The sequence below is a fragment of the Nocardia sp. CA-119907 genome (assembly GCF_050955995.1).
GTDB lineage: Bacteria > Actinomycetota > Actinomycetes > Mycobacteriales > Mycobacteriaceae > Nocardia.
On sequence record NZ_CP192091.1, the window covers coordinates 8,218,021 to 8,239,108 of the forward strand.

24 protein-coding genes are annotated in these 21,088 nt (G+C 66.8%); 6 read left to right on the forward strand and 18 right to left on the reverse strand.

What is annotated here, in order from left to right; translation table 11 throughout:
• Nucleotides 1–374: 374 nt before the first annotated feature.
• Together ACQP2D_RS37070 and ACQP2D_RS37075 are read left to right on the forward strand one after the other, a co-directional pair.
• On the forward strand, nucleotides 375–1,157 hold the full coding sequence (locus tag ACQP2D_RS37070; RefSeq protein ID WP_433680580.1) for an HNH endonuclease family protein: 783 nt from the start codon (nucleotides 375–377) through the stop codon (nucleotides 1,155–1,157).
• Between the two features lie 35 nt (nucleotides 1,158–1,192).
• The gene (locus tag ACQP2D_RS37075; protein ID WP_433680581.1) at nucleotides 1,193–1,417 is read left to right on the forward strand and encodes a hypothetical protein; all 225 of its coding nucleotides are present in this window, start codon (nucleotides 1,193–1,195) and stop codon (nucleotides 1,415–1,417) included.
• A gap of 105 nt (nucleotides 1,418–1,522) precedes the next feature.
• On the opposite strand, the gene ACQP2D_RS37080 is transcribed toward ACQP2D_RS37075, so the two are convergent.
• Genes ACQP2D_RS37080 through ACQP2D_RS37090 form a run of 3 tightly spaced genes read right to left on the reverse strand, consistent with a single transcriptional unit; the run spans nucleotide 1,523 to nucleotide 3,416 of the window.
• Complete coding sequence (locus ACQP2D_RS37080; RefSeq protein ID WP_433680582.1) at nucleotides 1,523–2,542, reverse strand: zinc-dependent alcohol dehydrogenase family protein; 1,020 nt, start codon at nucleotides 2,540–2,542, stop codon at nucleotides 1,523–1,525.
• Between the two features lie 11 nt (nucleotides 2,543–2,553).
• Nucleotides 2,554–2,976 carry a hypothetical protein gene (locus tag ACQP2D_RS37085; protein ID WP_433680583.1) on the reverse strand — a complete coding sequence of 141 codons (423 nt, stop codon included), beginning with the start codon at nucleotides 2,974–2,976 and terminating at the stop codon, nucleotides 2,554–2,556.
• Nucleotides 2,973–3,416 carry a hypothetical protein gene (locus ACQP2D_RS37090; RefSeq protein WP_433680584.1) on the reverse strand — a complete coding sequence of 148 codons (444 nt, stop codon included), beginning with the start codon at nucleotides 3,414–3,416 and terminating at the stop codon, nucleotides 2,973–2,975. The genes ACQP2D_RS37085 and ACQP2D_RS37090 overlap by 4 nt, the downstream gene beginning before the upstream one ends.
• 133 nt (nucleotides 3,417–3,549) lie before the next feature.
• Between ACQP2D_RS37090 and ACQP2D_RS37095 the strand changes: the two genes are divergently transcribed.
• On the forward strand, nucleotides 3,550–4,356 hold the full coding sequence (locus ACQP2D_RS37095; RefSeq protein WP_433680585.1) for a helix-turn-helix domain-containing protein: 807 nt from the start codon (nucleotides 3,550–3,552) through the stop codon (nucleotides 4,354–4,356).
• 371 nt (nucleotides 4,357–4,727) lie between these two features.
• Here the strand turns inward: ACQP2D_RS37095 and ACQP2D_RS37100 are convergent, their stop codons facing one another.
• The 6 genes from ACQP2D_RS37100 to ACQP2D_RS37125 all read right to left on the reverse strand — a co-directional run bounded on the left by ACQP2D_RS37100 (nucleotide 4,728) and on the right by ACQP2D_RS37125 (nucleotide 12,357).
• On the reverse strand, nucleotides 4,728–5,651 hold the full coding sequence (locus tag ACQP2D_RS37100) for a LysR family transcriptional regulator (protein ID WP_433680586.1): 924 nt from the start codon (nucleotides 5,649–5,651) through the stop codon (nucleotides 4,728–4,730).
• A gap of 109 nt (nucleotides 5,652–5,760) precedes the next feature.
• Nucleotides 5,761–7,329, reverse strand: coding sequence for a hypothetical protein (locus ACQP2D_RS37105; protein WP_433680587.1), 1,569 nt, complete (start codon nucleotides 7,327–7,329; stop codon nucleotides 5,761–5,763).
• The gene (locus tag ACQP2D_RS37110; RefSeq protein WP_433680588.1) at nucleotides 7,314–8,111 is read right to left on the reverse strand and encodes an ABC transporter ATP-binding protein; all 798 of its coding nucleotides are present in this window, start codon (nucleotides 8,109–8,111) and stop codon (nucleotides 7,314–7,316) included. The genes ACQP2D_RS37105 and ACQP2D_RS37110 overlap by 16 nt, the downstream gene beginning before the upstream one ends.
• A 79-nt stretch (nucleotides 8,112–8,190) precedes the next feature.
• Nucleotides 8,191–9,399, reverse strand: coding sequence for an FAD-dependent oxidoreductase (locus ACQP2D_RS37115; RefSeq protein ID WP_433680589.1), 1,209 nt, complete (start codon nucleotides 9,397–9,399; stop codon nucleotides 8,191–8,193).
• A gap of 221 nt (nucleotides 9,400–9,620) precedes the next feature.
• A complete protein-coding gene (locus ACQP2D_RS37120) occupies nucleotides 9,621–10,268 on the reverse strand; it encodes a PadR family transcriptional regulator (RefSeq protein WP_433680590.1) in 648 nt (215 codons plus the stop codon).
• 55 nt (nucleotides 10,269–10,323) lie between these two features.
• A complete protein-coding gene (locus tag ACQP2D_RS37125; RefSeq protein ID WP_433680591.1) occupies nucleotides 10,324–12,357 on the reverse strand; it encodes an MDR family MFS transporter in 2,034 nt (677 codons plus the stop codon).
• A gap of 134 nt (nucleotides 12,358–12,491) precedes the next feature.
• On the opposite strand from ACQP2D_RS37125, the gene ACQP2D_RS37130 reads away from it, so the two are divergent.
• The 3 genes from ACQP2D_RS37130 to ACQP2D_RS37140 all read left to right on the forward strand — a co-directional run bounded on the left by ACQP2D_RS37130 (nucleotide 12,492) and on the right by ACQP2D_RS37140 (nucleotide 14,305).
• Nucleotides 12,492–13,367, forward strand: coding sequence for an oxidoreductase (locus ACQP2D_RS37130; protein ID WP_433680592.1), 876 nt, complete (start codon nucleotides 12,492–12,494; stop codon nucleotides 13,365–13,367).
• 63 nt (nucleotides 13,368–13,430) lie between these two features.
• A complete protein-coding gene (locus tag ACQP2D_RS37135; RefSeq protein ID WP_433680593.1) occupies nucleotides 13,431–13,913 on the forward strand; it encodes a transcriptional regulator in 483 nt (160 codons plus the stop codon).
• A gap of 35 nt (nucleotides 13,914–13,948) precedes the next feature.
• The gene (locus tag ACQP2D_RS37140) at nucleotides 13,949–14,305 is read left to right on the forward strand and encodes a DUF3817 domain-containing protein (RefSeq protein WP_433685878.1); all 357 of its coding nucleotides are present in this window, start codon (nucleotides 13,949–13,951) and stop codon (nucleotides 14,303–14,305) included.
• A 24-nt stretch (nucleotides 14,306–14,329) separates the two neighbouring features.
• On the opposite strand, the gene rdgB is transcribed toward ACQP2D_RS37140, so the two are convergent.
• From rdgB to ACQP2D_RS37185, 9 genes are all read right to left on the reverse strand, one after another.
• On the reverse strand, nucleotides 14,330–14,935 hold the full coding sequence (gene rdgB, locus ACQP2D_RS37145; protein WP_433680594.1) for an RdgB/HAM1 family non-canonical purine NTP pyrophosphatase: 606 nt from the start codon (nucleotides 14,933–14,935) through the stop codon (nucleotides 14,330–14,332).
• Entirely contained in the window at nucleotides 14,935–15,705 is a 771-nt protein-coding gene (rph, locus tag ACQP2D_RS37150; RefSeq protein ID WP_433680595.1) for a ribonuclease PH, read from the reverse strand. Before rph ends, rdgB begins: the two co-directional genes overlap by 1 nt.
• A gap of 42 nt (nucleotides 15,706–15,747) precedes the next feature.
• Nucleotides 15,748–16,512 (reverse strand): cyclic nucleotide-degrading phosphodiesterase, encoded by a 765-nt coding sequence (locus tag ACQP2D_RS37155; RefSeq protein ID WP_433680596.1) that lies wholly within the window; start codon nucleotides 16,510–16,512, stop codon nucleotides 15,748–15,750.
• 78 nt (nucleotides 16,513–16,590) lie between these two features.
• Nucleotides 16,591–17,247, reverse strand: coding sequence for a rhomboid family intramembrane serine protease (locus tag ACQP2D_RS37160; protein WP_433685879.1), 657 nt, complete (start codon nucleotides 17,245–17,247; stop codon nucleotides 16,591–16,593).
• Nucleotides 17,248–17,417: 170 nt separating this feature from the next.
• Nucleotides 17,418–18,380 (reverse strand): PLP-dependent cysteine synthase family protein, encoded by a 963-nt coding sequence (locus ACQP2D_RS37165; RefSeq protein ID WP_433680597.1) that lies wholly within the window; start codon nucleotides 18,378–18,380, stop codon nucleotides 17,418–17,420.
• 8 nt (nucleotides 18,381–18,388) lie between these two features.
• Nucleotides 18,389–18,661: a MoaD/ThiS family protein gene (locus tag ACQP2D_RS37170; RefSeq protein WP_354954923.1), complete on the reverse strand. Its 273-nt coding sequence runs from the start codon at nucleotides 18,659–18,661 to the stop codon at nucleotides 18,389–18,391.
• 30 nt (nucleotides 18,662–18,691) lie between these two features.
• Complete coding sequence (locus tag ACQP2D_RS37175) at nucleotides 18,692–19,117, reverse strand: Mov34/MPN/PAD-1 family protein (protein ID WP_433680598.1); 426 nt, start codon at nucleotides 19,115–19,117, stop codon at nucleotides 18,692–18,694.
• Between the two features lie 269 nt (nucleotides 19,118–19,386).
• The gene (locus tag ACQP2D_RS37180; RefSeq protein WP_433680599.1) at nucleotides 19,387–20,433 is read right to left on the reverse strand and encodes a P1 family peptidase; all 1,047 of its coding nucleotides are present in this window, start codon (nucleotides 20,431–20,433) and stop codon (nucleotides 19,387–19,389) included.
• Between the two features lie 64 nt (nucleotides 20,434–20,497).
• A complete protein-coding gene (locus ACQP2D_RS37185) occupies nucleotides 20,498–21,067 on the reverse strand; it encodes a DUF2017 domain-containing protein (protein WP_355182356.1) in 570 nt (189 codons plus the stop codon).
• Between the last annotated feature and the right edge of the window lie 21 nt (nucleotides 21,068–21,088).

The window sequence follows — 21,088 nt, forward strand, 5'->3', positions numbered from 1 at the left end:
ACTGTCTATCTACGTAAGAACAATGAAGTTCGCACACAGACCGTCACGAGGAGTCACCCGCGGCCCGACGACTCGCCGAGACTTCCCTCATCAGCCTCGTGGAGCCGCCCGAACGGATCATCTGGACTGGACACCCGGCCCGTTCACCCGCCCGCGGGACCAACTCCTTCGTGACACGACCACCCCTGAGTCGGCGCCGGCACGGCGACTCAGGGGTGGTTCTGCGTATGCCCGCTCAGTCGCTTTGCCGCACAGAACGTTCTCCCACTGGATGTGCCGAACGTCATACGCGACAATCACATACGGGACGAGCGGCCGAAGGTAGCTTGACGCCCGACAAATTCATCGGTGCGAGGCTAGGAAGTTCGATCGTTGTGAAGTGGTTGCCGTCCAGCACCGTGCGTCGCGTACTCGCCGTTTGCGCACCCGTCGTCCTGGCCATCGTGGTCGCCGTCGCCTGTTCCTCCGTCGACGATCGGACCGGTAACAGCGGCGGCAAAGCGCCTGGTGCGGCAAGCGCCGCAACGATTTCCGGTAAGGACATCACCACATTGCTCGGGCAGCTGGTCGATGCGCCGGAGGCATCGATGGACGGCTACAGCCGCGAGAAGTTCCCGCACTGGGATACGAATAAGCCCGAGCACGGATTCGGTCCCGAATTCGAGCAGTACAGCAGGTGCACCAGCCGAGATGTGATGATGCTGCGCGACGCCACCGGCTCGGTCAAACTCGATCCGAAGACCTGCCAACTCACCGTCGGCAAGGACGGCGGCTGGCGCGACCAGTACGGATTCCTCGACTCGAAGACCGGAAAACTCAAGCCCTACAAGTGGATGACCGATCCGGCGACCGTCGACGCCGAGCACATCGTCCCCCTGGCCGAGGCCTGGCGCTCGGGTGCGGACAAGCGCGATGAAGATACCCGCCGCCGCATTGCCAATGACGCCGTCAATCTCATCGCCTCCGATCCATCGGCGAATCGCTCCAAGGGTGATCAGGACGCCACGAACTATCTGCCGCCGGGAAACTTCCACTGTGGCTATATCGAGCACTACGTCAAGATCAAGGTAAAATACGCGCTGACCGTTGATCCCGCCGAGCACACCGCACTGCGCAACGCGGTCGATGACTGCGTCCGTCGAGGAGAGTTCAAATAAGCGACATCATCGAGATTTCCGTCAAGGCAGCCGTCATGACCGAAGAGGAAGGGACGGTTTCCGGCGAGCTCGATGTCGCCCTCGACGACATGGGTAAGGGTCTGGTCCGCTATCGCGGTAACCAGACCTGGTACACCATCGGCAATATCGAAGCCGAACCACCGCGCACCTGGACGACCGTCGCCGAACTCGCGGCCGCCATCGAAGCCACCGCAGGAACCCGTGATGTGGCGGGCAATATCGTGCCGTTCGAGGCCTGACCGCCTATGTGACCAGGCAGATTCCGGCCAAGGCGGCCTATCAGCTCTGGATCGCTCAGGCCGAAAAGGACGCCATGACGCACGGACTAAACGGCTGCCCCTGACTCAGGGCATCGTGATGACGACCTTGCCGAACGGATTGTCGTCGCGGAAGTACCGGTACGCCTGCACCGCCTGATCGAGCGGAAATGTCCGATCGATGACCGGGCGCATGCGGTGTTCGGTGATGGTCCGGTTCATCGCCTCGAAATCGTCGCGGCTGCCCACCGCGATCCGGCGGATCGCGAGATACGGACCGACGAACGGATTCTCGAATGACTGTCCCTTCGGCAGCTGCGCTGCGCCGATCATGGTGATCATCGCGTTGTATCCGGCCGAGCGCACCGACTTCGACAGGGTGGGCAGCCCGACCGCCTCCACCACATGTTCGACACCGTGTCCATCGGTGAGTTCGAGTACCTTCTCGTCCCAGTCGGGTGTCTCGCTCCGGTCGACGGTCTCGTCCGCGCCGAGCTTGTGCAGCCGCTCGGCCTTATCCGGCCCTGAGGTGATCGAAATGACCCGGGCGCCCAGCATTTTCGCGTACTGCACGGCGAACAGCGCAACGGTGCCGCTGCCCACGGTCAGCACCGTCTCACCCGGTCCGACCGGCGCGGGCTTCGTCAGCGCCGCCCACGCCACGACTCCCGCGCAGGTCAGCGTGGCCGCCTCGATATCGGTGAGATGGTCGGGCACATGCACCGCCGAATCCTCTTCGATGACCGCGTAAGTGGCGAGCATGCCGTTGTAGTTGGCGCCGTACTGCTCGGCGACGTAGGCCAGCCGCTGCGGCCCACTGATGAAGCGCACGAAGTACGTCGCGGTCACCCGGTCGCCGAGTGCGGCACGAGTCACATTGTCGCCCACGGCGATGACCTCGCCCACACCATCGGAGAGCGGAACAATGTCCGGAGTCGCGGGCAGCGGATAGCTGCCGTCCATCAGCATCAGATCCCGCCGATTCAACGATGCCGCCCGCACCTTGATGACCACCTGATTCGGCCCCGGCACCGGCACCTCGTGCTCCCGAACGGTCAGCCCGGCCAAGCCGTGCAGTGGATCGAGGTGATAGGCAATGGCATTCATGATCTGCTCTCTCAGTTCTCGGTAGTAATCGAAGAATTAGTGGTCGGCACGAACAGCGCCTCGAAGGGCGCGTCCCCGACACCGACGGTGACGTGCCCCTGCCCGTCGGTGTCCTCGACATGGACGAGATCGCCGGGGCCGAAGCGCCGCCTGCGACCGTCACTCGTCCTCACCTCGATCACGCCGCGCAGCATCACCACCCACTGTTCGGCCGGAGCCGGGTGCGGATCGCTATCGAATTGCGCGCTGCGCACATACGTCACGGTCGCCACCGACGACAACCCGACGACTGCCATCGCGGGGACACCCGTGGCCAGGGCCCGATCGGCCAAGTCGAGTTCGGCGTCGACGAATCGCGAGCCGCCGTCCGCGGTGCGCACGATCCGGCTGTACCGCAACGTCTTCGCCAGCCCCGCCGCACGCACCGCACTCATCGCACGCCCTCGATGAATTGGTGGTCGGAGGTGATGCGGCCGTCGGCGTCGAGGCCGATGACCTCATAGCCGCCGCCCGCGACCGAGCCGTCGGCGCGGGCGACCATCGACCACGGCAGGCCGATCAGACCGGCGGGCAGTTCGGTGGCCTCGCCGACCTCGAAGAGGTATTCGCCGGAGGCGACGAACATCTCGTAGGCCCTGGTCACCCGTGCCTCCATCGCGTCGTGGCCGCGCACTTCCAGTGCGGGTACCGCGAAGTTCAGTTGGGCCGCGGCCTGCCGGATCTCCAGCGGCGGATCGACCAGGGTCTGCGCACCGGAGAGGGCCCAGATCTCGTGGATCAGCTTGCGGCGCAGTTCCGGGTCGGCCTCGTTCCACTGGGCCATGTAGCGCTCGGCGAAGGCGGTCAGGTCGTTGTCATCGAATCGCTTGCTCATGGCTCAGAGTTTTACGAGTACGCCGCCGCGACGCGATTCCCTCCAGGGAATGACACCGCGGCAGTGCGGATGCGGTTCGGTCATTCCCCGCGGGGAATGGCGCGGGTGCGGCGGGTCGGATATCACTGAAGTCATGACCACGGTGGTAGAGCCAAGTCCGTTCGCGCAGCAGTTGCGGCACTGGCGGACACAACGGCACGTGAGCCAGCTCGACCTGGCCATTCGCGCCGATACCAGCCAGCGCTATCTGAGCTTCCTGGAGCAGGGACGCTCGCGACCGGGTCGCACCATGGTGGTGCGGCTGGCCGAATCGCTCGAGCTGTCGCTGCGCGAGCGCAACGCCTTGCTGCTCGCCGCGGGATTCGCCCCGATCTTCCCCGAATCCGACCTCGACACACCGGAATTGGGCCCGATTCGGACCGCTCTGGAGCGCATCCTCGACGGACATCTGCCCTACCCCGCGGTCGTCACCCGCCCCTACGGCCGACTGGTCGCCGCCAACGCCGCCTTCGACATCCTCACCGAAGGGGCCGCGCCGCAACTGATCACCCCGCCGATCAATGTGCTCCGCCTGGCCCTGCACCCCGATGGACTGGCCCGACGCGTACAGAACCTACCCGAATGGGGCCGCCACGTCACCGAAAGCCTGCGCGGCAAGTCCCTGCGCAGCCCCGACACCCACCTCGACGAATTCATCGCCGAACTCGAGAGCTACCTCCCCGAGGCCACCCTGGGCCCCGACCACCTCGGCTTCGCCGTCCCCCTACGCCTGAGCAGCCCCGACGGCGAACTCCGCCTCATCACCACGATCACCAGCTTCGCGACGGCGGTGGATATCACCCTCTCCGAACTCCACCTCGAAGCCTTCCTCCCCGCCGACGACCAAACCGCCGAAATCCTCCGCCGTCGCGCCGACCAACGCCAGACCCTGCCCAACTAGCGATTTCACACCCCACACACCGAAGACTCCACGGCCGCCGCAGCATGCGTCACCGATGCGCGGGATGCGGTCGCGGCGAGTCCGCAACTACGAGAAGAGGCTGCTGGCGGACGTCGCCGAACGGTCCGGGATCGGACGTGATCATCAGCCTGCCGGGCCTCGGCATCACACTGAGCGCAGAGGTTTTCGCCATCACCAGAGGCGACCTCGAAGACTTCTGCGTCGAGCACCGCGCCAGGCTCAGTGGGCCGAGTCGGAAACCGGCACAGGCCAGGACCCGGCGCCACTTTCTCAGCACCTCGCTTCGGTCTCGCACCGGTCGACACGCGAGTGGCGCGCGTCCGGACGGCGAACAGCACCCTCCAGCCGGTTCACCACAAGCGCCCGGCGGCCCGCAGGTGGTCGTACACCAGGTCGACGTGGGGGCGGGAGGTAGTGCCGGGGCGGCGGACCAGGAAGCCGGTATTGATCGGTGGGTCGTCGGATTCGAGTAGCGGGACCAAGGTGCCAGCGGCCAGTTCGGCGGCGCAGAGGTAGCGCGGGAGAACGCTGATGCCCGCGCCGGCGGCGACCGTCGCGGTGATCGCGCGCAGGTCGGCGACGACCACCGAGGGTTCGGCGGTGAGGCGGACACCGAATATGTGTCGCCAGTAGCGGCGCAGGATCGGCAGGTCGGCGGAATAGCTGATCAGGGGTAGGCCCGTCAGGGCCGCCGGACCCTCGGCGCGCAACCGTGCGGTGTCGATGTGTTCGGCCAGTTCGGGCGCGGCGACCAGGACGAATTCCTCGTCGGCGAGCGGTTCGGCGACCAGGGCCCGGCCGCGTGGACGCACCGTGGACACGATGAGGTCGTAGTGCCCGGCCCGCAGTCCGGCCAGCAGGTCATCGGACAGCCCCGCGGTGACCGTCAGCCGGACACCGCGCGCGATCAACGGCGCCAGTGCCGGAAGTGCCTGCACCGCAAGCAGTTCGGCGGGTCCGGCCAAGCGTACCGGCGGCTGCGGCACCGGTTCGGCGGGCACGGCACGACCAGCGATCCCATCGAGGGCGTCCACCGGCCCCGCCACCCGCGCCGCCAACTCCACGGCCGCCGCCGTCGAAACCACCCCGCGCGGCAGCCGCTCGAACAACCGATAACCCAGCCGTTTCTCCAACGCCTGCAACTGAGTCGTCACCGTCGGCTGCGATAACCCGACGAGCCGGGCACCCGCTGTCACCGAACCCGCCCGATGCACCGCCAGGAATGTCCGCAGCTGATTCAGATCGAGAATGCCATCGGAATCCCTATTGCTCACCCATCAAGTGTATTTCTCTTTCGATGTCCGAGCAGCCCCGTTCCCGAGCACGGCCCCGCGCTCGACCACCCAAAATCCGTGCCCGGTTCGGCCCGTCGGATCGCAAGCGTCAACGCGGCTGCACGGCCGCGAGAACTTCCGGTCCACGGTCCGACAACCGCTGCTCGGCAAGGCGGGCACCGAGAACCGCACCAATGACCCCGATCGCGATGCCGAGCGGCAGCGCCAGCCACTGCACGGCCGCGAGGTCGAGAACTCGGCCGATGACCAGCACGATCAGCACCGGAATGGCCGCGACCAGTTGGCCCAGACTGGTGCTGATTTGGACCAGAGCCTTCGCGCAGCCCGGATTCCCGGAGGAGGCGAAGGGGTTTCCGGTTCGTGGTGGGAGCGGATAGGGCGCGGTGACCGACAGGAATACCGCGCAACCCGCGCCGACGCCGAGCACGACGAACAGCAACGACAGCGTCCACGGGTACATCGACCAGCGGCCGAGCGCACCCGGCAACACCACCGCGAGCAGCAGCGTCGGCAGGCCGATCACCAACAGCAGCGCCAGCAGTCGTCCGCGCACGTCCGCGCGCACCGCACCGGGTGTCACCAAGGTCTGCCAGAGCGCCGTTCCGTCGTAGCCGTAGAGATTATTGGCGGCCAGCCCCGCGAACCATGCCGCACTCACACCGGCGAACACCACGCCACGCGAACTGTCGCCCTGTATCGCCGGAAATACCGGAAGCAGCGCTCCGACCAACAGTACCGGCAGCAGCGCCGCGCGCCGTCGGCTATCGCGCGACCAGGTCCGCAACTCCTTGACCACCACCGCACCGACCGGACCGCTCGGCCACACCCGGCTCAGCAGCATCCCCCGTCCGGCCGCACCGGATGTCGCTCCCATCGGCGCGATCAGCCGCCGCCGCAACAGCACCGACCACGCCTGCCACAGCACCACCGTCAGCGCGAACAACCCGGCGAGTGCGAGCAGCGCGAACAACCAGTCGCCACGCGCCGCGGCGGCCACCGCATCGGGCGCCCAGCCGGAGGGCAGGACGCGCAGCAGACCCGCCAGCCATGGTGCCGATTCCCGCACGGCCTCCACGTGATTCAGCAGGTAGCTCATCGGGTAGTAGGCCAGCCCCGCCAGACCGGCGAGCAGCACCCCGAGATCGCGCCCCCGTCGCGATCGCATCGCCGCACCGATCCATGCCAGTACCACGCGCGAGAGCACCACCACGAAGATCAACTGCAGCATCACACCGACCAGCGCCACCGCGGCCGCGCCCCAACTCAGTTGCGCCGCAAGCACGATCAGCCCCGAAAAGGCCAGCAGGTTGATCACCGCCGCTGGACCGACGAAGGCCGCGGCCAACAGCCCGGTGGCCAACTGCCGATGGCTCAGCGGCAGCAGTCGCAGATGTTCGGGCTGCACGGTCTCATCACTGCTGCCCATGAGCACCGGCCCGCACAGCCAGCCGAGCGTCCAGATGCCGTACCAGGCGGCGGCGACGGTGATACCACCCGCCACATCGCCGTCACGAACCGCGAATCCGATGAGGCCCGCGGTGCCGAGCGCGAAGACGAGACCGATGACAACGCCACTGACGAAGGTGACCCCCTGCCAGCCGTTGCCCAGCGCACGCTTGGTCAGCAGCAACCGCATCCGGATCAGGACGCCAACCACGACAGCCCGTCCTCCCCGCCGACCCGGCCGCCGACCAGCTGCACGAATGCCGCCTCCAGGCTGCTGTCCCCGCGCACCTCGTCGAGGGTGCCCACGGCCACCACCCGTCCCGCGGTGATCACCGCGACCCGGTCACACAGGTTCTCCACCAGGGCCATCACATGACTCGACAGCACCACCGCGCCGCCCGCCGCGACGAACCGCTGCAGAATGGTGCGAATCGTGCTCGCGGACACCGGATCCACCGCCTCGAACGGTTCGTCGAGCACCAGCAGCTTCGGCGCATGCAACAGCGCCGCGGCCAATCCGATTTTCTTGCGCATGCCCGCGGAGTAGTCGACGACGAGAGTGCGCTCGGCACCGGTCAATTCGAACACCCCGAGCAATTCCTCGGCCCGTTCGGCCACCGTCTTCGCGGGCAGACCACGCAGTAAACCGGTGTAGGTCAACAGCTCTCGTCCGGTCAGACGTTCCGGCAGGGCCAGTCCGTCCGGCAGCACACCGGCCAGTGTCTTCGCGGTGATCGGATCGGCCCACACATCGACGCCGAAGATATGCGCCTGACCGCCGTCCGGCCGCAATAGCCCGCAGGCCATCGACAAGGTGGTCGTCTTGCCGGCGCCATTGGGGCCGACCAGCCCGAAGAACGAGCCCGGCGGCACCGTTAGGCCGACATTGTCGACCACCCACGGACCGCCGAATCGCTTGTACAGCCCGGTCAGCTGCAGCGCAGGATCGGTATGCACTATCCCCCCTGAATTTCGATTCCCATCTCCCACCATACGGACGACACAGCCGTCGGGTTCGAAACCGAACCGAAATGCTGCCTGCCCCCACTCCCAGGGGACAGGCAGCACCTCGCTACGCCCTCGAAGCAGCCAACTCCCGCTGCACCGGTGCATCCCAATCAATCCGATACCGCTGCTCGACACCCATCGTCTTCTCCGGGTTCATCCCCTTGATCAGCAGCGGCATCAGCAATGACATCATCCGGCGTGCCACCGGTCCCGGCGTCTTGCTGTGATTGATCTTGCGCGCCCGAGCCGCGACACCCTCCACTCGCGGCCGCCGCACCCCCTCGTAGGCGGCGAAGGCCGCGCGGTGATCGGGCAGGTCCCGCAGGCACCGCGCCAACTGCACCGCACTCTCGATGGCCAGCGATGCCCCCTGGCCCGAACTATTGGACGGCGCGTGCACCGAATCCCCGACCAGCACCATGCGCCCCCGGTACCAGGTCGGCACAGACGGCATAATGTGCAGTGCCCCAGTCGTTTCCAGGTTTTCGGCGGTGGTCTTTCTGGCGAATTCGCCGCCCGGGGTGTCCTCGGCGTAGGTCTCCCGCAGGATTCCCAACCAGTGCTCGGCCGGAATCGCCCGCGCCTCGGTCAACGACAGATACTCCTTGTGCGGCAGATTCGCGCCCCACATGATCTTATCGTCGCCGACCGTTCCGTAGAGGTAGTACGCCTTCTTGCCGAATGCGAAAACCATTGTCTCCGACTCGAGTCCGATTTCATTGTCGATCATCGCGCCGAATCCGATCATTCCGGTGTACTCGGGTCCCGGATTGTTCGGATCGATGAGACCGCGCACGGTGGAACGAATGCCGTCCGCGCCGATCAGCACATCGGCGGTGGCGGAACTGCCATCGGCGAAGTGTGCGGTAATGCCGTCGGCGTCCTCATCGACGCGTACGAGTCGCTTGTTGTATTCGAAGGGAATGCCCGTGGCGACCGCGTGGTCGTGCAGCGTCCGGTGTAATTCGTTGCGGTCGACCATCTTCAACGATGGCACATCCGGCATGTCGGGCATCCGCAAAACTTTGCCGCCGACCGACAGCTGGGTATGCGATACCGGACTCGCAATCGCGCGGATCAAATCGCCAGCGCCGACAATATCAAGGGCAGCAACACCATTCGGCGCCAGTGCCAACCCACTTCCGATGCCGAACGTCGGACCGGGATAGGCCTCGTAGACGCGGGCGGCAATGCCCGCCTTGTGCAGTGCGGTCGCGGTGACCGGCCCGGCTATACCGCCGCCGATGACAATGGCTGTTTCCGTTGTGGACATGGGTGTACTCCAATGTGTGCGATACGGGTTCATTCGAAGCCCGAACCGACCGCCCCACCGCACACCCAGTTATCCTGTGGTTGCCAGCCTTGTGGCCGGGTGCGCGCATGCGGACGCGGTTCGAGACGGTTCCATCGGGCTCGGCGGCGGTGTTGCCGCACCCCGCCGGGCCTGGTCTCAACTGATCGCTCCGCCCGATGCCGGAATCCGGAGCGGGACGTCTATTCCGTCATCCCCCTTTCCACCAGTTCGCCGACCTCGGCGGGCGTCATGCCGACGGCATGCATATGGCGCCAGAGATCGACACCGGGAAATGTGCCAGCGGCGATCTCGTCACGCAGCGACGCGGCCCACGCCGCCTCTGCTTCCAGCATCGCCACGCCGTATTCGGCTTCGATGACGAACAGCCTGGGCAGATTGGCCGCCGCGAGTTGATCGAGTTCTCGGCGCGCAGCGTCGATGGTGCGGCTCAGCGCGCCTATGCGCTGGCCGAGTAACTCGACGACCTCATCCGGCGGCAGCGCCGCCACGACGGAGAGTCCGGCAACGAACCGGCTGGGCTCCGGTTCCGGCTCGGCGATCAATTCCCTTGTCCAGTCGGCCATTTCGGCCCGACCGGCATCGGTGATCGCATAGATCGTGCGTTCCGGCCGAGCACCGTCGCGCTCATTGCCGACGACCTCGAGGAAGCCCGCCTTCTCCATGTTCTGCACCACGGTGTACAGCGAGCCCCACTTGATGTCCATATCGCGGTCTTTGCCGTGCTCACGCATCTTCGAAGCGATTTCGTAGCGGTGCATCGGTCGTTCGATGACGGTCGCGAGCACCGCTAGCGCCAGCAGATTGTTCACCTTGCGCTTCGTGGCCATGGACACCTCCTTACTCGTCTACGAATATACGTCTACGAGTATTCGGGCACAAGTACTAGACGTGCGCGACTTCCTGCTCCCTGGCCTGCTCATCGAGGAGTTTGGCGGCGATATTCGCCAAGGCCTGATCGAGCAGCGCCCGGTCGGCGGGATCGGCGCAGTCCCAGTCGTCGAGCCGGGCACCGAGCCAGCGCTGCCACGATGCCTGGATCCGGTCGACCTCGGTCCGGCCGGTATCGGTAAGTCGCAGGCCGCCAGCGTCTTCGGTCAGATAGCCGCGGCCGATCACCCGGTCGTAGATCGGTTCGATGACCTCATCCGGCAGCTTGTACACCTGCGCGATCGCGTCGAGGGTCGCCGCACCCCTGATCCGGGTGTGCAGGTAGACCTGCCCCAGCGCCCAGGCTTCGCCGCGACTCAGATCGCTGCCCGCGTCGGCGAGGATGCGCGGACCGACGGGCCCCTCGTCCCGCGCCTTGCGCATGGTGGCCGAGACGGCGCGCTCCAGGTACACCAAGCGGTCCGAGGGCTCCGGCATCGAAAAGCCTTCGCCCACATCCGTCGCACCCGTCCGCGCACTATCGCGCAGCGGCACTTCCTTCAGGAACCACGCGACCACGAAACCGGCCAGTGCCACCGGCACCACCCACAGGAATACGTGATCGATGGACTCGGCGTATGCGTCGACGATCGGTGCCGACACCTCGGTCGGCAGCGCCCGCAGCGACTGCGGATTCGCGGCGACCTCCGGCGGTACCACGCGCACCCGCATCAGCGCGTCGGTCAGATTGGGACCGATCTGTTGGGTGTACAGCGTGCCGAAAATGGCGGTGCCGAAGGCACTTCCGACCGTGCGGAAGAAGGCGACACCCGAGGTCGCGGTGCCGAGTTGGGCGTAGGGCACGGTGTTCTGCACGACGATGGTCAGCACCTGCATGGTCAGGCCGAGGCCGAGACCGAGTACGAGCATGTACAGCGATTCCAACCACACGCTGGTGGTCCGGCCCATGGTCGACATCAGATACAGCCCGAGCGCCATCACCAGCGTGCCCACGATCGGGAAGTACTTGTAGCGACCGGTCTGGCCGACCACCTGCCCGGAGATGATCGATGTGATGAACAACCCGACCACCAGCGGCAAGGTGCGCACACCGGACACGGTCGCCGAAACACCGTTCACATACTGCAGATACGCGGGCAGATAGGTCATCGAACCGAGCATCGCGAACCCGACGATGAAGCTGAGGATCGAGCACACCGTGAACACGCGGCTGCGGAACAGCCCCATCGGCAGCATCGGCTCCCTGGCCTGCAACTCCACCGCGACGAACGTGCCCAGCAGCACCACCGCGGCCGCGAACAGGCCGATGATCATCGGGGAGCCCCACGGATACTCCTGTCCGCCCCACTCCAGCCCGAGGATCAAGCAGGAGACACCGGCCGCGACCAGAGCGATACCCGCGTAATCGATGATCGGCTTGACGACGGCCCGCACCCGGGGGATGGTGCGCGCGGCCATCGCGATCATGATCACCGCGATGGGCACATTGACATAGAAGCACCATCGCCAGCTGGCATGGTCGGTGAACAGCCCGCCCAATGTCGGGCCGATCACCGTGGTGACACCGAAGACGGCGCCGAGCGCACCCTGATATTTGCCGCGCTGCCGCAGCGGAATGGTGTCGGCGATCAGCGCCATGGCGGTGACCATCAGGCCGCCACCGCCGAAACCCTGGATACCGCGGGCGATGATCAGCAGCGTCATCCCGTTCGCTAGGCCCGCGATCATCGAACCGACAATGAAGATCAGCGCGCTGAGCTGGAAGATCAGCTTGCGACCGAAGAGGTCGCCGAGTTTGCCCGCCAGCGCGGTCGCCACCGCCTCCGCCAGCAGATACGCCGTGACCACCCACGCCATCCGCCCGGCCTCGCCGAGATCGGCGACGATCGTGGGCAGCGCGGTGGACACGATCGTCTGATCCAAGGCCGCCAGCAACATACCCAGCACAATCGTGGCGAACACGATATCGGTCTTGGCCCTGCTCAACGGTTCAGGGACTTTTTCGGCGACAGCGAGTGCACCGGTCATTGACCCAGTATGGTTGGTTGCCGTCATCGCGGTCATCCAGCGACACGGCAGCGAATCACCGCGCCACCACTCAAATCCGCGATCGGATGCGCGCCGCCCTTCCCCTGGAACTTACTCCAGAGTAAGGTCGGCTCATGGCGTGGAAACCGACTGAAATACCCGACCAGAGCGGGCGCACCTTCATTGTGACCGGGGCCAATGGCGGCCTCGGCGTCGAGACCACCACCGTGCTGGCGAGCAAGGGCGCCACCGTGGTCATGGCCTGCCGCAATGTCGAGAAGGCGCAGCCGATCGCCGACCGGATCGATGGCGATATCCGGGTCGAGCGACTGGATCTGGCGGATCTGGCATCGGTGCGCGAATTCGCCGATAAGACCGGCGAATTCGATGTGCTCATCAATAATGCCGGTCTGATGAACGTCCCGTTCTCGCGCACCAAGGACGGATTCGAGACCCAGTTCGGCGTCAACCACCTCGGACATTTCGCCCTGACCGGACTGCTGCTCGATCGCCTGCGCGATCGGGTGGTGAGCCTGGCGAGCATCGCGCACAAGCAGACCCCGAAACTCTGGATCGACGATCTCAACTATGAGAACCGTCGTTACCAGCGCAATCTCGCCTACGCCCAGTCCAAACTCGCCAACCTGATGTTCGGCCGCGAACTCCAGCGGCGACTGACCGAGGCCGCATCCACCAAGCGGTCCTACGCGGTGCACCCCGGCGTCTCCGCGACCGATCTCTTCGCCAGGACCGAGACCCCGCTGGACCGGTTCAGCAAGCCGTTCATCCGCATCATCGGTCATCCCCCCGCCAAGGCCGCCCACTCCACCCTGTTCGCGGCCACCATGCCCGATGCCGATCCCACCATCTACTGGGGTCCGAACCGTTTGTTCCAGACCCAGGGGCCGGTCGAGCCCTCGCCGTCGAGCAAACTGTCGAACGACCCGGAGCTGCTGCGCCGCCTGTGGGAGGAATCCGAGCGGATGACCGGGATCACCTACAAGTTCTAAAGGCGCGACCGCGCCGCCGACCTGCTCCTACGTACCGTGTAGTAGACGGGTACCGTAGTAACCGTGTCCGCTCCACCCCGCCGCTCGGCACACAATCGCCCGGCCCTTATCGTGCTGGTGATCGTGGCCGCTCTCGCCTGCCTGGCATTGGGCTGGTGGCAGTGGCAGCGGTTCGAATCGGCCAGCGGTACCGGCCAGAATCTCGGCTACGCGCTGCAGTGGCCGCTGTTCGCCGGATTCGCGATCTTCGCGTACTTCCGGTTCGTGCGACTGGAGACCGAATCCGAGTCGGACGAGAACGCGCAGGAGCCGCCGGCCGAGCAGGCTCCCGCGAAGACGGCGCGGACCGCGGCGCGGCGATCCGCGAAAGCCGATGCACCGCGCGAGATTCCGGCGGGCCTGCTGCCCGAGCGTCCCAAGGCCGTCCGGGACGACGATCCGGAACTCGCCGAATACAACAGGTATCTGGCCGAACTACACGCCAGCGACATCGACCAACAAGTCCGGGATGCGGGCCTACACGACACGCAGAGGAGCGCCGGTTGACCGCCAGCGAGAACTCAACCGAATCCAGCCAGGCGCTGACGACCGAGGCGGCGCGGCCCAGCGCCACCGCCGCGAGCGCCACCGCCGCGAAGATCCGGCCCGCGCTACTGCGCTACCGCGTCCTCGCCTGGACGACCGGCCTGTGGCTGCTGCTGCTGACCGGCGAGATGATCGCGAAGTACGGCTTCGACGTGCACACCCCGAACTGGATCGCGGTTGTGCACGGCTGGGTCTACTTCGTCTACCTGCTCGTCACCGCCGACCTCGCGGTCAAGGTGCGCTGGCCGATCCTGCGCACCATCGGCACGCTGATCGCGGGCACCATCCCGCTGCTGTCGTTCTTCGTCGAGCACGTCAACGCGAATAAGGTCAAGCGAGACTTCGACCTCTGACCAGCGCCGACAACCGCTGTCGGATCAGGCCAGAGCCGACAGCGCCGGAAGGAGTCGGGTGAGGGCACGGCCGCGGTGCGAGACCGCGTCCTTTTCCGTCGGGGTCAGCTGGGCGGCGCTGATATCGCCGCCCGCCGGAATGAACAGCGGATCGTAGCCGAAACCGCCGTCCCCAACGGGTTTGCGGCCGATCGAGCCGGGCCATTCACCACGCACCACGGTCTCGGCACCGCCGGGCACCACCAGCGCGCAGGTGGAGACGAACCGCGCGCCGCGCCGCTCGTCCGGCACATCACCGAGTTGGGCCAGCAACAGCTCGTTATTGGCCGCGTCATCGCCGTGCCTGCCGGACCACCGCGCGGACAGCACCCCGGGCATCCCGTTCAGCGCATCCACCTCGATACCGGAATCGTCTGCCACACAAGGCAATCCGGTCGCGGCCGCACCGTCGCGGGCCTTGGCGAGCGCATTCTCCTCGAAGGTCGCACCGGTCTCCGGCGCCTCGTCGTAGGCGGGCACATCGTCGAGCCCCACGATGTCGATGCCCGCGATACCCGCGTCGGCGAGGATCCGACGCAATTCGTTCAACTTCTTGGCATTGCGGCTGGCGACCAGGACGCGGCGCGACATTACTTCCTCTTCGACTCGGACGGCTGCGGCAGCACGCCGGGGTAGGGCAGCGCCAGCGCCTCTTTCTGCACCACGAACAGCCGCTCACATCCGGCCAGTGCCGCGTCGAGCATCTTGTCCAGCGTGGAGCGCGGGAAGGTGGCGCCCTCGCCGGTGCCCTGGATCTCCACCAGGGTGCCGGTGTCGGTGGCGACCACATTCATATCGACCTCGGCGCGCGAATCCTCCTCGTACGGCAGGTCCAGTCGCACCCGGCCGTCGACGACGCCGACGCTCACCGCCGCGATCGCACACGAGATCGGCTGTGGGTCGGCCAATCCGCCCGCCGCGCCCAGGTAGGTGACCGCATCCGCGAGCGCGACGTACGCACCGGTGATGGCCGCGGTCCTGGTGCCGCCATCGGCCTGCAGCACATCGCAGTCGATGGCGATGGTGTTCTCACCGATGGCCGCCAGATCGATGCAGGCGCGCAGCGACCGGCCGACCAACCGGCTGATCTCCTGGGTGCGCCCGCCGACCTTGCCCTTTACCGATTCCCGTCCGCTGCGGGTATGCGTCGCCGCGGGCAGCATCGCGTATTCGGCGGTCAGCCAGCCGAGTCCGGAATCGCGACGCCACGGGGGCACGCCCTCGGTGACGCTCGCGGTGCACATCACTCGGGTCTGCCCGAACTCCACCAGCACCGAACCGGCTGGATGCGTGGTGAATCCACGGGTGATCCGTACCTCGCGGAGCTCATCGTCCGCCCTGCCATCGGCTCGTCTCGACACGCGCCAAGCCTAGTCATACGACCCGCCGCGCGCGGCAACCGGTCAGATGTCGAAGGTTTCGCCCGGTGCCACGGCGTGTACCGGCCCGGAGAATTGGGCCTTCGCCTCGGCGATCACATCCTCACGCGACGTCCATGGCGGAATATGGGTGAGCAGCAACTCTTTCACGCCCGCGCGCGCCGCGATCATGCCCGCCTCGGTGCCGGACAGATGGATGCCGGGCGGCCGATTCGCCGGATCGTGCGTCCACGACGCCTCCGACATCAGGATGTCGGCGTCCTGCGCGAGTTCCAGCACCGCATCGCACATGGCGGTGTCGCCGGTGTAGACGAAGGTCCGTCCGGCCGCGGTCGTGATGCGCAGTCCATAGGACTCCGGCGGGTGATACATCCGGCGCGCGAGCACCGTATGGCCGGGGCCGAATTCAACCGCCTCGCCCTCGACCCACGTCCGGTGATCGATGACATCGGACCAGTCGTCGCATTCGCCGCCGACCTCGGCCGAGGCATTGCCGATGCGCACCGCGCTGTCCGACGGACCGCGCACGATCGCCTGTCCCGCCGGGGGTGTCGGATGGTAGCGCCGCCAGACCAGCAGCCCGGGCAGATCCAGGCAGTGATCGGCGTGCAGATGGGTGAGGAAGATATCGACCTCACCGGGATCGGCATAGCGCTGCAGCGCGCCGAGCACGCCGGGCCCGAAATCGATGACCACCGGCGACATATCCGGCCCGGTCAGCAGGTACCCCGACGCAGGGGAGTCCGGGCCGGACACACTGCCCGAGCACCCGAGGACGGTAAGGCGCATTCCCCCATGCTCCCACGACGATTTCTCACTCAAGAACCGATCCCCCACATTCCACTACGAGCCGCGCACATCCCGCGACTACGCATTGACTCCGGCTCGATCCCCGCGACGGTTTCGACGTGCATCTCCAGAGAGTACCCAGCCAGCAAGCACTCCACCCACCGCCCCGAAAAGATGCCCCTGCCAAGAGATTCCGGGCTGTCCGGGCAGCACACCCCACAGCACCGACCCGTAGATCGCCAGCACCACCAAGCCGATACCGATCTGGGCGATATTGCGGGCGAACCAGCCGCGCGAGATCAGAAACGTGAGCCAGCCGAAGATCAACGAGGACGCGCCGAGATGCACCGATCCGGTGGCGCCGGTGAACCAGACGCCGACACCGGCCACGATCCAGATGATCGCGGTGGCGGCCAGTCCACGTCCGATGCCCGCGAGCAGGGTGATGAAACCGAGGACGAGTACCGGGAGCGTATTGGCGAACAGGTGGTCCCAACCGTGGTGCAGGACCGGTGCCCAGAGGATTCCCCACAGGCCATCGGCCTCGCGCGGCTCGATGCCGTTGTAGTCGAGTTTGTTGTCGTCGAGGGTGTCGACGCCTTCGACGCCGTAGAGCAGGGCGACGAATGCGGTGATGATGACACCCGCGCGCAGCCAGAGCTGTCCGACGGGAGCGAAGTTGTTCGACTTCGGCGGAGTCGGCACACCCGGGGTCGAACCGATCGGCTGCCCCAGTTGGGCACGCAGTGCGGCGATCCGCTCCGGATCGAACGACGAACCGATTCCCGAACCGCCGGTCATCGCAACCTCCTCGTCGAGCGAGTCCCCGGGCCGTCGAGAGCTGCCCGCCAGGGCTCGCTCTTTCGAGAGTACCGGGACACATCGCGCCCGGATCGGATCACGGCTCAGGCCCAGAGCTGGCCGTCGAGGCGCTCTTCCGCCTCTTCCAGAGTCCCGTCATAAGCGCCGGTGGACAGGTACTTCCACCCGCCGTCGGCAACGATGAAGGCGATATCGGCCCGCTGACCCGCCCGCACGCACTTGCGCGCGACGCCGAGCGCCGCATGCAGGATCGCACCGGTCGAAATGCCGGCGAAAATGCCCTCTTCGAGCACCAGCTCGCGCGTGCGCCGCACCGCGTCGTACGGGCCGACCGAAAAGCGTGTGGTCAGCACGGACTCGTCGTAGAGCTCGGGAATGAAGCCCTCGTCGATATTGCGCAGTCCGTAAACCAGTTCGCCATAGCGCGGTTCGGCCGCGACGATCTCGATACCGGGCACCTTTTCCCGCAGGAACCGCCCGGTCCCCATCAGCGTGCCGGTGGTGCCGAGACCCGCGACGAAATGGGTGATCTCGGGGAGGTCGGCCAGGATTTCCGGCCCGGTGGTCTCGTAGTGCGCCAACGAGTTCGCCGGATTGCCGTACTGGTAGAGCATCACCCAGTCCGGATTCTCCGCGGCGATCTGCTTGGCCAGCGCGACCGCCTGATTCGAACCGCCGGCGGCCGGGGAATCGATGATTTCCGCGCCGAACATGGTCAGCAGCTGACGACGCTCGACCGAGGTGTTCTCCGGCATCACGCACACCAGCCGGTAGCCCTTGAGTTTGGCCGCCATAGCCAGCGAGATACCGGTATTGCCGCTGGTCGGCTCGAGGATCGTGCAGCCGGGCGTGAGCCGGCCGTCGGTCTCGGCCTGTTCGATCATCCGCAGGGCCGGGCGGTCCTTGATGGAACCGGTCGGGTTGCGGTCCTCGAGCTTGGCCCACAGCCGCACCGGGTGCTCCCCGTCCCACTGCGGGGACAGATTGCGCAGCCCGACCAGCGGGGTGTTGCCGAGGGTCGCGATCAGCGATTCATAGCGCGCCACGGGGTTGATCAGCCTCCGGCGACGGCGGGCAGGATGGTGACGCTCGCACCCTCCGGAACCTCCGCCTCGAGGCCGCCCGCGAAGCGCACGTCCTCGTCGTCGACATAGATATTGACGTAGCGGTTGAGCTTGCCGTCCTTGAGCAGCCGCTCGGCGAGGCCGGGATGGTTCGCGTCGAGGTTCTCGATCAGCGCGGACAGGGTCGAACCCTGGGCGTCGACGCGCTTCTCGCCTCCGGTGAGGCCACGCATGATGGTCGGGATGGACACGGTTACCGGCACGGGGACTCCTCGAATTCGACGAACATGGGGTTACTGAACAGTCTCGTACGCATCGACGACCTCGACCGGCTCCTCGGTGACCACACCATCGACGATCCGGTAGCTGCGCAGCTCGTGCTGCTCGGAATCGCGGGTGGAGATCAGCACGTAATGCGCGAACGGTTCGGACGCGTAGGAGATGTCGGTGCGGCTCGGATAGGCCTCGGTGGCGGTGTGCGAGTGGTAGATCACCACCGGGGTCTCATCGGCGTCGTCCATGGCCCGCCACACCTTCAGCTGTTCACCGGAGTCGAACCGGTAGAAGGTCGGCGAGCGCTCGGCATTGACCATGGCGATGAACCGCTCGGGGCGATCGGACCCCTCCGGACCGGCGATGACACCGCACGCCTCGTCCGGGTGATCGGCGCGCGCATGCGCGACCATCGCCTCCACGAGGTCGGCCCTTATCACCAGCACGAGTCAAACCCTTCCGCATTTCGGCACCACAGTCGCCGACACAACGCACCCGACAACGACCAAGAATATTCGGCTATTCCCGGCCGCCTGTCGGCCGGTACCCCTCCGGCGGCCGCGCTCGCGGTGCCCACACCGACCGGCGATCGGGCGTCGGCAACCGGAGGTTCCCGCCCACCGGCACCCGGACCAGCGCGGTTCCCAAGTCGCACGCCCACTTTCGCGTTCGTCGGCCAGATCGCGTTCGCCCCGACGCATCGGCCCCCGGTGGATCAGCGCGGGAAGAGGTCGGAATAGGCGGGAATGCCCGCGACGGAGTGGGCCGAGAGGATGGCGTCGACGATGGCGCGCTCCACGCAAACCGCCGCGGCGGTGCAGACGGCATCGAGGAGGAGTAGATCGGCCGGGAAGGCCGGGGGCATCGGCAGGGCGGTGATCTCGGCGGTGCCGGTGGCGAGGGCGAACAGGGTGTCGCCGTCCAGGGGTGAGTGGGCCGGGCGGATGGCGCGGGCGAGGCCGTCGTGGGCGGTGGCGGCCACGCGCCGGCAGCCCGCGGGGTCCAGGGGCGCGTCGGTGGCGACCACACCGATGGTGGTGTTGAGGACGGTGCCCTTGACCGGGAGCGCGTTGGCCGCGGCCAGTTGGTCCGGGGTTGCCGGGTGCAGCCCGAAGTGCTCGGGACCGTCGGTGCCGACGCCCCAGGGCAGGCCGGTGCGTGGGTCGAAGACCGAGCCGACGGGGTTGGCGACGATCAGCGCCGAGACGGTGACACCCGCACCGAGCACCACGCTCGCGGTGCCGACGCCACCCTTGATCGAACCGGCACGCGCGCCGACCCCGGCCCCGACCGAACCGCGCTCGAACTCGACCGCCGCCGCCTCGGCTGCCAGGAACCCGAAGTCAGCGGTGGGGCGAATGTCCCAGTCCCCCACCGGAAGATCGAAGATGACCGCGGCGGGCACAATGGGCACCACGCGGCTCGGATCGGCCGGATCCATCGGGATGCCCTCGCGATGTTCCTCCAGCCAGCGCATCACTCCGTCGGCGGCCGCGAGTCCGTAGGCGCTGCCGCCGGTGAGCAGGATCGAATTCACTTGGCGCACAGTGTTGCCCGGGTCGAGCAGATCGGTTTCCCTGGTCCCCGGCCCACCGCCGCGAACATCGACCGCGGCGATGGCACCGCCGGGCGCGTGTACGACGGTGCAGCCGGTCGCCGCGCCGGAACCCAGCGTCGCGTCCGAATCGATCGCGTGCTGGTGCCCGACCAACAGGCCGGTGACGTCGGTGAGCGAATTCCTCGGTCCCGCTTGCGCATTCACAGCTGCTGCTCCTGACTACTCGGCACCGATCCAGGGTGGCGTCTTCCGGCCAGCCGCGGCAGAGTCAGGGCGCGAGCGCCTGCAGCAGTGAATCCTGCATCCAGGTGAGCCAGTGATACACATCCAGATGCGGCCCGCGCGGGTCATCGGGTTCGAGGTGATCGGGTGTGTCGGCATCGATTCCGAGCACCGTGCCCAATGCCAGCCGCACATCGGTGAGCGCGGTCAGCCAGGCATCGGCCTGCTCGGGGGTCAGCACGATCTTCCCGCCGTCGGTGGGCACTGTATTCAGCACCACCGACCCCGCGGCCAGCTTGGCATCGATGATCTCGGGTTCGTGCAGGCCGCGCAGGGCGCTATTGAGATCGGCGCGGTCGGCGTCGGGGGAACCGGGTTCGCTGCGATGGAAGTCCGGCAGCAGCCGGTGCAGCCGGGGATCCTCGGGCGGCGTCGTATTGCCGCTGCGCAACCCGGTCAGCTCGGTGAGTTCGTCGGCGGGCGCGGATTCGGCCCGCTCGGTCAGCAGCCCGGAGACCGCGCCGACCAGGGACCGCAGCACACTCGCCTCACGCGCGTCCATCTCGGATCGCAGCTTGAGGCCGCTCAGCGAGTTCTTCCGGCTCCACTTCCGCACTGACGTCAGCGTAGTCGTACG